Consider the following 8,498-nt stretch of genomic DNA (forward strand, 5'->3'; position numbering starts at 1 on the left):
GGCAGTGTCATTCATGTTGTTCATGCTTCATCCTTGATCTTGAATACTTCCACGCCCACGCCTTCGCAGTCGGGATACACGTCCGGTTTCATGCTCGAGACGCGCGCGGCGCGCACGCGCGGGTGGGCCAGCATGGCCGCGAGCACGTCGTCGACCAGGCTTTCCTGCAGCTGCACGTGGCCTTGCGCCATGCGCCTGGCGATGGTTTCGCGCATGAAGTCGTAGTCGACCACTTCTTCCAGCTGGTCATCCTTCGGCGTCGACAGGGCCAGGGGAATGTACAGGTCGACGTTGATGAGGACGCGTTGCTCGCCCTTTTTCTCGAAGTCGTAGACGCCGATGTTGATGAGGACTTCGTAATTGCGCAGGAACAGGCGGCGGCAATCGGCCAGGCGAGGGTGGGACAGGGCGGACGACATAGTTTTACCTTTTCGGGGATGCTGGAATGCTGGTTGTTTGGTGTGGCTGCTGATTATTTGGTCAAAAACATGACGTCGCGCGGCAAGCCGATCAAATGCTGGCCGCCATCGACCAGCAGGGTCGTGCCCGTCAGCGCGCGCGCGCCGGCCACGTAACAGACGCAGTCGGCCACATCCTCGGGCGTGCTGGAGCGTCCCAGCGGCGTGTTTTCATGCGCCTTGGCGAAGTTCGCTTCCGTCTGTTCGCCGGAGACCATGGTGATGCCGGGGGCAATGCCCACCACGCGCACTTTCGGCGCCAGCGCCTGGGCCAGCATGGTGGTCGCCGACAGCAGCGCCGCCTTGGACAGGGTGTACGACAAAAAATCAGGATTGAGATTGTACAGTTTTTGATCCAGCAAGTTGATGACCACGGCTTGCCCGCCTGCCGGGGTGGCCTGGTACAGCGCTTGCGCCAGCAGGATGGGGGCGGCCAGGTTGGCGTGCATGTGGGCGTCGAGGGCGGTGAAAGAAAAATCGCCCGCATTGTCGTATTCAAACAACGATGCGTTGTTGACCACGCAAGTCACGGCGCCCAGCGCCGCCTGTGCCTGTGGCAACAGCTGGCGCACGGCGTCTTCCTGCGCCAGGTCGCAGGGGAACGCTTGCGCGCGGCGCCCCAGCGCCGTGATTTCCGCCACCAGGCTGAGCGCCTCGTCGCGCGAGTCGCGGTAGTGGACGGCGATATCCCAGCCGTCGCGCGCCAGGCCGAGCGCGATGGCGCGGCCGATGCGGCGCGCGGCGCCCGTGACGAGGGCGACGCGGGGAGTGCTGTGTGGCAGTGTCGATGCTGGTGTCATGTCTTTACTGTATATATGGAGTGAGCGGGCTTGCCATGGCCGGTACTGGCGGCCCGCGCCGCCGATTCGCTACAATACGGTATGTCTCTTCCCGTACCCGATAGCGACGCGCTGGCCGCGTCCCATGCCTTGCAGCACCAGATTGCCGCCGAAATCGCGCGCAATGACGGCGCCATTCCCTTTGTCCGCTTCATGGAGCTGGCGCTGTATGCGCCTGACCTCGGCTATTACAGCGGCGGCGCCGCCAAGCTGGGCAAAGATGGCGATTTTACAACCGCGCCGGAAATCTCTCCCCTGTTCGGCGCCACCCTGGCCCATGTGGCAGCCGCTATTATGGCGCAAACGGCCCCGCGCATCCTCGAATTCGGCGCCGGTACGGGCAAGCTGGCCTGCGATATCCTGACGGAAGCGGCGAATGCCGGCATCCCTATCGAACAGTATGCGATCGTCGAATTGTCCGGCGAATTGCGCGCGCGCCAGGAGCTGGCCCTGGCCGGCTTCCCGCAAGTAGTGTGGCTAGACGGCTTCCCCGACAGTTTCGAAGGCGCCGTGTTCGGCAATGAAGTGCTCGACGCCATGCCCGTCAACCTGATCAGCAAGACGCCCGCCGGCTGGTGCGAACTCGACGTCAGCATTGCCGATGGCCAGTTCGTGTTTGTCGAACGTCCGGCCGGCGCCGACGTGGCGGCGCAGATCGCCGCCCAGGTGCCGGACGCCGAGGACTTGCCCGTCGGCTATGTCAGCGAGATCCATGGCGTGGCCTGCGGCTTCATGCGCTCGCTGGCGCGCATGCTGACCAATGGCAAGGGCGGCGCGGCCGTGCTGTTCGATTATGGCTTCCCTGCCCACGAGTATTACCTGGACTTGCGCGCCACGGGCACCCTGATGTGCCATTACCGCCACCACGCCCACGCGGAACCGTTTTATCTGCCCGGCTTGCAGGACATCACGGCCCACGTGGATTTCACGGCCATGGCGGTGGCGGCGCAGGATGCGGGTCTCGATGTGCTTGCCTACATGAACCAGGCGTCCTTCCTGCTGGGCGCGGGCATCGGCGACTTGCTGCTGCGTACCGATCCGGAACAGGTCAAAACGTATTTGCCGCAGGCCAGCGCCGTGCAAAAGCTGGTGTCGCCCGCCGAGATGGGGGAATTGTTCAAGGTGCTGGTGGTAGGGCACCAGGTGGAGTTGCCGGAAGCCCTGTTGTCCAGTGACCGCAGTCACCGCTTGTAAGCGCCTGCAATATCAAGGCAGGGCAGTGCCGCCCTGCAATTTCCTGTCCGCCGGTGGTTATTATCTTGTCATATCGTATATGATGACCGACACAGCACGGTTCCATCCTGCAAGAACCCGTCGCCGCGCACCGATTTCAAGATAGAACGATGGGAAAGATACATACACACTATGACAACCTGAAAGTGGCGCGCCTGGCGCCGCAGGAAGTCATACGTGCCGCGTACAAAGCCCTCAGCCAGAAATACCACCCGGACAAGAATCCTGGCGACGAAAAGGCCGCCCGCATCATGGCGATCCTCAACAGCGCCTATGGCACCTTGTCCGATCCACAACGCCGCAAGGAACACGACGAGTGGATCGCCGCCGAGGAGTGGGAAATCGAGTGGCTGGAAAGCACCCACCACGAGGAAGGCAAGAGCCGCGATGGCCGCGCGAAAGGCCATGCCCAATCGCATGAGCACGCCTGGGCGCAGGATGTGCCGCCGCCGAAGGGCAAGGCGCCGCCCATCTGGCGCAACTGGCGCTGGTGGCTGAGTCTGCTTGTCTGCCTGTTGCTGGGCTGGCTGGGCGCCTTGCTCATGCTAGATACCTCGCAGCCGATGCCGGCCGCGCTGGCGTCGGCCTGGAGCGGCCTGGCCCGTGATGGCGCCAGGGCGCACCCGGACACGTCTTCAGCGGATGGCGTCGCCACGTCGCCGGCAAAAAACGAGGCGGTGGCTATCGATAGCTGGGCCGTGGGCAAGCCGTATGCGGCCGAGCCCGCGCAAGCGAAGGCACCGGAGATCCGCGTGCTGGCCGTCTCACAGCTGAGCCTGAAAGCCAGCCGTCCCGCCTGCGATGGCGCCAGCCAGGCCGAGTCGGCGGCGCTGGTGGCGCCGAATGGCGAGCCATGGCCGGCGCAATCGGGCTATGTGGATGGCTTTCCGATCAGTAACAAGGGCGAGGAACTGAGCTTGACCATCGATAACAGCAGCAACGCGGCGCCCGTCTTCGTCAAGCTGTATGACCAGGAGCGGCGCTCGAATGTGCGCTACCTGTACATCCTGGCCAATGACAAGCTGACGGTGGAGCAGCTCAGCGCGGGCAAGTACGAAGTGCGTTACCAGGCTGTCGGGCCAGGCCAGGACAATTGCGGCGGCGCCACGCGCAGCGGTGCAGCGCTACCCGCGCCGGCGCCGGCCGCCGGAGACGGCGCTACGCAGAATCCTGTTGTAAGCAGCATCTAATCTGATTATGCTTGATAGGCGTCAACGCAGCGTCCACATCGAACTTATCCCTTAGGAGTATTCATGACCGACCTCAAAGCCGATGCAGATGATAACTGGCTGCTCGACGAAGATGAGCCGGTGGCCAGTCCTGCCGGGCTGGCCGCGCCCGACCAGCGCCTGTGGCGTGTCCTGATCGTCGACGATGACGTGGATGTGCATGCGGTCACGCGGCTGGCGCTGCGCAATGTCAGCTTCAAGGGCCGCGAACTGGAACTGTTTTCCGCCTACAGCGGCCGCGAAGCGTACGACATCCTGCGCGACACGCCCGATATCGCGCTGGTGCTGCTCGACGTGGTGATGGAAACGGACGATGCCGGCCTGATCCTCGCCAAGCGCATCCGCGCCGACCTGAACAATTCCATCGTGCGCGTCGTGCTGCGCACGGGCCAGCCGGGCCAGGCGCCCGAGCAGCGCGTCATCATCGAATACGACATCAACGATTACAAGGCCAAGACGGAACTGACGACGCAAAAGCTGTTTACCACCGTCATCTCGGCCCTGCGCGCCTACGAGAGCCTGATGATGCTCGAGCGCAGCCGCATCGGCCTGGGCAAGATTCTCGCCGGCGCCACCAATCTGTACCAGATCCATTCCCTGCGCGAATTCGCTTCCGGCGTGCTCAACCAGGTCAGCGCCATCCTCGACGTGGGCGCGGACGGCGTGCTGTGCCTGATGCAGGGCGGCGCCGGACGGCCCGAAGTGGTGGCCGCCACGGGCACGTATGCCGTGCTGGCCGAGGCGGAAGCCATGCCGGCCGACCATGCCCTGACGCCCACCATCGACAAGGCGTTCGCGGAAAAGCGCAGCCAGTTCGAGCATCCGGCCAATGTGCTGTTCATCCATACGGAAGGCAACCGCGAGCTGGCCATCTCCGTCACGCCGCCGTGGCCGCTGGCGCAGATCCAGCGCGACTTGCTGGAAGTGTTTTGCCAGCGCATCGCCGCCGCCTTCGACAACCTGTACATGTTCGGCCAGCTGCGCAAGGCGCAGGAAGCGACCGTGGTGGCGCTGGCCGACCTGGCCGAGTTCCGCGACAGCGACACGGGCGGCCACGTGCGGCGCGTGCAGCTGTTGTCCGACGCCATCGCCCGGCGCATGCAGCAGCGCGGCGTGTACCCGGACGAGCTGACGCCGCAGTTGCTCGACATGATCGGCCTGGCCAGCATCCTGCACGACGTGGGCAAGGTGGCCACGCCGGACGCCGTGCTGCTCAAGCCGGGCAAGCATACGGACGAGGAGCGGGCGCAGATGCAGCTGCATGCCAGCGTCGGGCGCACCATCCTCGAGCGGGCCGCCAACATGGTCGACGGCGTCAGCTATCTGACCTATGGCGCGCAGATAGCCGGCGGCCACCACGAACATTTCGATGGCGCCGGCTACCCGCATGGCCTGAAGGGGCGCGATATTCCCGTGGCCGCGCGCATCGTTGCCGTGGTCGACGTTTTCGATGCCTTGCTGCACGAGCGGCCTTACAAGGAACCGTGGCCGTATCCGCAGGTGCGCGAGTACATCGAGCAGCGCAGCGGCAGCCAGTTCGATCCGGAAGTGGTGACGGCGCTGTTGGAACTGATCGACCATGAGCCGCAACTGTGGCATCCGGAGCGCGCCGTCGCTTGAGTAGCCGCTCCGTTGGCATTTTTCGGCGCGTCGCCATTCCCTTGCGCGCGGCGCCGTCATATACTCGGCAGCCTCATGCTGGCTGGCGCCACGCACCAGTGTGGCGCGCCGCGGAGTTTTCGGACATCACGACATGAAAGAACTCAAGGGCCTCAGCGCACTGATCATCGAGCCGCATCCGGGCATGCGCGCCAGCCTGCACAATATGCTCAACCTGTGCGGCCTGGCGAAGATCGACGACGCGGCCAGCTCCGGCCAGGCGATCCGCATGCTGGGCAGCAAATCGTATGACTTGATCCTGTGCGAATACGATCTCGATGGCGGGCAGGATGGCCAGCAGATGCTGGAAGACCTGCGCCACCACAAATTGATGCACGCATCGACCATGTTCTTCATGGTCACGGGCGAAGGCAGCTTCGCCAAGGTGGTCAGCGCCGTCGAGCTGTTGCCTACCGATTACATCCTCAAGCCCTTCACCGCTGACAACATGCTCGAGCGCATCGGCCGCGCGCTGGACAAGCGCAATGCCTTCGTGCCCGTGTATGAACTGATCGACGTGGGCAATGAGCGCGCGGCGATTGCCGCCTGCGCCGAGGGCGCCAGCCTGTATCCCCGCTACGCCACCGATTTCCTGCGCTTGCGCGCGGAACTGCACCTGCTGCTGGGCGAGGCGGCCGACGCCGAGCCGATCTACGCGGCCCTGTATGAGAGCAAGTCCATCGGCTGGGCGCGCCTGGGGCAGGCCAAGACGCAATTTCTGCTGGGCGAGTACGAAGCGGCGCAGTGCACGCTGGAAGGGCTGCTGGAAAACAACAAGCGTTTTCTCGACGCCTATGACTGGCTGGCGCGCACGCACCTGGCGCAAGGCAAGCCGGAACTGGCGCAGGCGGCCTTGAGCGAAGCGGTGGCCCTGTCGCCGCACGCCGTGCGCCGCTTGCGCCGCCTGGGCGAGGTGGCCCTGGCGGCTGACGATATCGAGATGGCGGAAAAATCCCTCAAATTGGTGGTCAGCAAGGCCAAGTATTCGGAATTCCGCGACCCGGAAGACCATGTGCGCCTGGTGCAGACCCTGGTGCGCAAGGGCGACCCGCTGCAGGCGGGCGCCGTGATCCGCGACCTCGACAAGTCGATGGGCGGGCAAAGGAATGCGGAACTGTGCAGCGCCCTGTGCAGCGCCATGCTGCATGCGCATACGGGCAACGAGGAACGCCTGCAGCAATCGCTGGACGCGGCCCTGGCCGCCAACCGCCACAGCGTGGGCGGCTCGAACATGCTGAAAACGGAACTGGCGCGCCATTGCCTGGCGCATGGACGCGAGGATGGCGCCGCCGAGGTGATGCGCGAAGTCATGCGCAACGCGCCCGACAGTGCGGCCATGACGCGTGCCATGGCCGTGTTCGAACAGGCGGGGCGCGAAGAGCTGGCCAAGGCATTGGCGCGGCAAAGCCGCCAGGAAGTGGCCGACATGGTGGCGGCCGGCGCGGCCAGGGCGGGAGAGGGTGATTTCCGCGGCGCCGTCGACCTGATGGGCGAAGCCGTCACGCGCCTGCCCGATAATCCGCAAGTGGTCTTCAATGCGGCCGTGGCCGTGCTGAAGTGCCTGGAACACGAAGGCTGGGATGAGCGCATGGGCCAGCAGGCGCTGACGTTTATCGCCGGCGTGCGCCGCCTGGACCCGCGCAACCCCAAATTGCCCGTACTGTCGGGCCTGCATCAGCAGTTATTGCGCAAATATAAGCCCCTTGGCAACTCCTGGATGCATCCGCCTGATGCCCGGTAAATGGAAAAAATGCGGGGTGAGTGACGGGAAAATGCGGCTTGCGGGCAGGGGGCATAAAAAAAATGCGAAAAAAGTCGACTTTTTCGCGCCAACCCTTGCACATTCTCAAATCGGGAGCTTATAATCACGCCCCGAAGCAGCCAACTTCTTCTTTATAAGCAAATGCAGCAGTCAGGCATCAGTAAATAAGGTTGACAGTTGTGAGTGGATGCTTCATACTCTGCGGTTCCCGCGGAGGGGTGGCCGAGTGGTTAAAGGCGACAGACTGTAAATCTGTTCTCTATGAGTACGCTGGTTCGAATCCAGCCCCCTCCACCAAGTTTTTGCAAGGAAAACTGGGTAGTAGCAAAAAGCAAGTGAAGATAAAGTGAACGATACCTCGCGGGTGTAGCTCAATGGTAGAGCAGAAGCCTTCCAAGCTTACGACGAGGGTTCGATTCCCTTCACCCGCTCCAGTTTCCGTTCAGATGCTTGATGCATCGCATGCAACAAATTACAGCCCTTGTAGCTCAGTGGTAGAGCACTCCCTTGGTAAGGGAGAGGCCACGTGTTCGATCCACGTCAAGGGCACCAGAATTCGCAGCAGGCAGCACAGAAGCAATTCAAACCAGACCGTCGGGCGTGTGCCTGAGCAATCTAATCAAATCATTAGGAGTTCAAAATGGCAAAAGGTAAATTCGAACGGACCAAGCCGCACGTCAACGTCGGCACCATCGGCCACGTCGACCACGGTAAAACCACGCTGACCGCTGCAATCGCAACGGTTCTGTCGAAGAAATTCGGCGGCGAAGCTAAAGCATACGACCAGATCGATGCAGCACCAGAAGAAAAAGCGCGCGGTATCACGATTAACACCGCCCACGTCGAGTACGAAACGGAAACGCGTCACTACGCGCACGTTGACTGCCCAGGCCACGCCGATTACATCAAAAACATGATTACCGGTGCTGCCCAGATGGACGGCGCGATCCTGGTGTGCTCCGCAGCTGACGGCCCAATGCCACAGACCCGCGAACACATCCTGCTGGCCCGTCAAGTTGGCGTTCCATACATCATCGTGTTCCTGAACAAGTGCGACCTGGTCGACGACGCAGAGCTGCTGGAACTGGTTGAAATGGAAGTGCGCGAGCTGTTGTCGAAGTACGAATTCCCAGGCGACGACCTGCCAATCATCAAAGGTTCGGCACGTATGGCGCTGGAAGGCAAAGAAGGCGAAATGGGCGTTGACGCAGTGCTGCGTCTGGCCGATGCGCTGGATGCATACATCCCAACGCCAGAGCGCGCTGTTGATGGTGCTTTCCTGATGCCAGTAGAAGACGTGTTCTCGATCTCGGGTCGC

Annotated in this window: 7 protein-coding genes and 3 tRNA genes; 8 read left to right on the forward strand and 2 right to left on the reverse strand. The window is 62.8% G+C overall.

The annotated features are described in order from the left end of the window. Nucleotides 1–20: 20 nt before the first annotated feature. On the reverse strand, nt 21–419 hold the full coding sequence (locus tag JAB1_RS11865) for a dihydroneopterin aldolase (RefSeq protein WP_034783508.1): 399 nt from the start codon (nt 417–419) through the stop codon (nt 21–23). A 53-nt stretch (nt 420–472) separates the two neighbouring features. Next, the gene (locus JAB1_RS11870) at nt 473–1,258 is read right to left on the reverse strand and encodes an SDR family oxidoreductase (RefSeq protein ID WP_070258608.1); all 786 of its coding nucleotides are present in this window, start codon (nt 1,256–1,258) and stop codon (nt 473–475) included. Nucleotides 1,259–1,339: 81 nt separating this feature from the next. On the opposite strand from JAB1_RS11870, the gene JAB1_RS11875 reads away from it, so the two are divergent. The 8 genes from JAB1_RS11875 to JAB1_RS11910 form a co-directional block, all read left to right on the forward strand. Beyond that, on the forward strand, nt 1,340–2,491 hold the full coding sequence (locus JAB1_RS11875) for an SAM-dependent methyltransferase (protein WP_070280074.1): 1,152 nt from the start codon (nt 1,340–1,342) through the stop codon (nt 2,489–2,491). Between the two features lie 149 nt (nt 2,492–2,640). Next, nucleotides 2,641–3,720, forward strand: a complete 1,080-nt coding sequence (locus JAB1_RS11880; protein ID WP_070280056.1) for a J domain-containing protein — start codon at nt 2,641–2,643, stop codon at nt 3,718–3,720. A gap of 63 nt (nt 3,721–3,783) precedes the next feature. After that, nucleotides 3,784–5,379: a DUF3369 domain-containing protein gene (locus JAB1_RS11885; protein ID WP_070258612.1), complete on the forward strand. Its 1,596-nt coding sequence runs from the start codon at nt 3,784–3,786 to the stop codon at nt 5,377–5,379. Between the two features lie 133 nt (nt 5,380–5,512). Beyond that, on the forward strand, nt 5,513–7,159 hold the full coding sequence (locus JAB1_RS11890) for a tetratricopeptide repeat-containing response regulator (protein ID WP_070280057.1): 1,647 nt from the start codon (nt 5,513–5,515) through the stop codon (nt 7,157–7,159). Nucleotides 7,160–7,392: 233 nt separating this feature from the next. Then, a tRNA-Tyr gene (locus tag JAB1_RS11895) sits at nt 7,393–7,477 on the forward strand. 63 nt (nt 7,478–7,540) lie between these two features. After that, nucleotides 7,541–7,614 (forward strand) — tRNA-Gly (locus tag JAB1_RS11900). 43 nt (nt 7,615–7,657) lie between these two features. Then, nucleotides 7,658–7,732: transfer RNA gene (locus tag JAB1_RS11905), tRNA-Thr, on the forward strand. A gap of 88 nt (nt 7,733–7,820) precedes the next feature. Beyond that, on the forward strand, nt 7,821–8,498 hold a 678-nt coding region (locus JAB1_RS11910; RefSeq protein WP_139144529.1), incomplete at its 3' end, for a GTP-binding protein.

The sequence above is a fragment of the Janthinobacterium sp. MP5059B genome, assembly GCF_001758645.1.
Classification (GTDB): domain Bacteria; phylum Pseudomonadota; class Gammaproteobacteria; order Burkholderiales; family Burkholderiaceae_D; genus Janthinobacterium; species Janthinobacterium lividum.

Excerpts from the sequence above, each read along its gene's own strand:
- JAB1_RS11865 (WP_034783508.1), bottom strand. The coding sequence starts at position 419 with ATGTCGTCCGCCCTGTCCCACCCTCGCCTGGCCGATTGCCGCCGCCTG.
- JAB1_RS11870 (WP_070258608.1), bottom strand. The coding sequence starts at position 1,258 with ATGACACCAGCATCGACACTGCCACACAGCACTCCCCGCGTCGCCCTC.
- JAB1_RS11875 (WP_070280074.1), top strand. The coding sequence starts at position 1,340 with ATGTCTCTTCCCGTACCCGATAGCGACGCGCTGGCCGCGTCCCATGCC.
- JAB1_RS11880 (WP_070280056.1), top strand. The coding sequence starts at position 2,641 with ATGGGAAAGATACATACACACTATGACAACCTGAAAGTGGCGCGCCTG.
- JAB1_RS11885 (WP_070258612.1), top strand. The coding sequence starts at position 3,784 with ATGACCGACCTCAAAGCCGATGCAGATGATAACTGGCTGCTCGACGAA.
- JAB1_RS11890 (WP_070280057.1), top strand. The coding sequence starts at position 5,513 with ATGAAAGAACTCAAGGGCCTCAGCGCACTGATCATCGAGCCGCATCCG.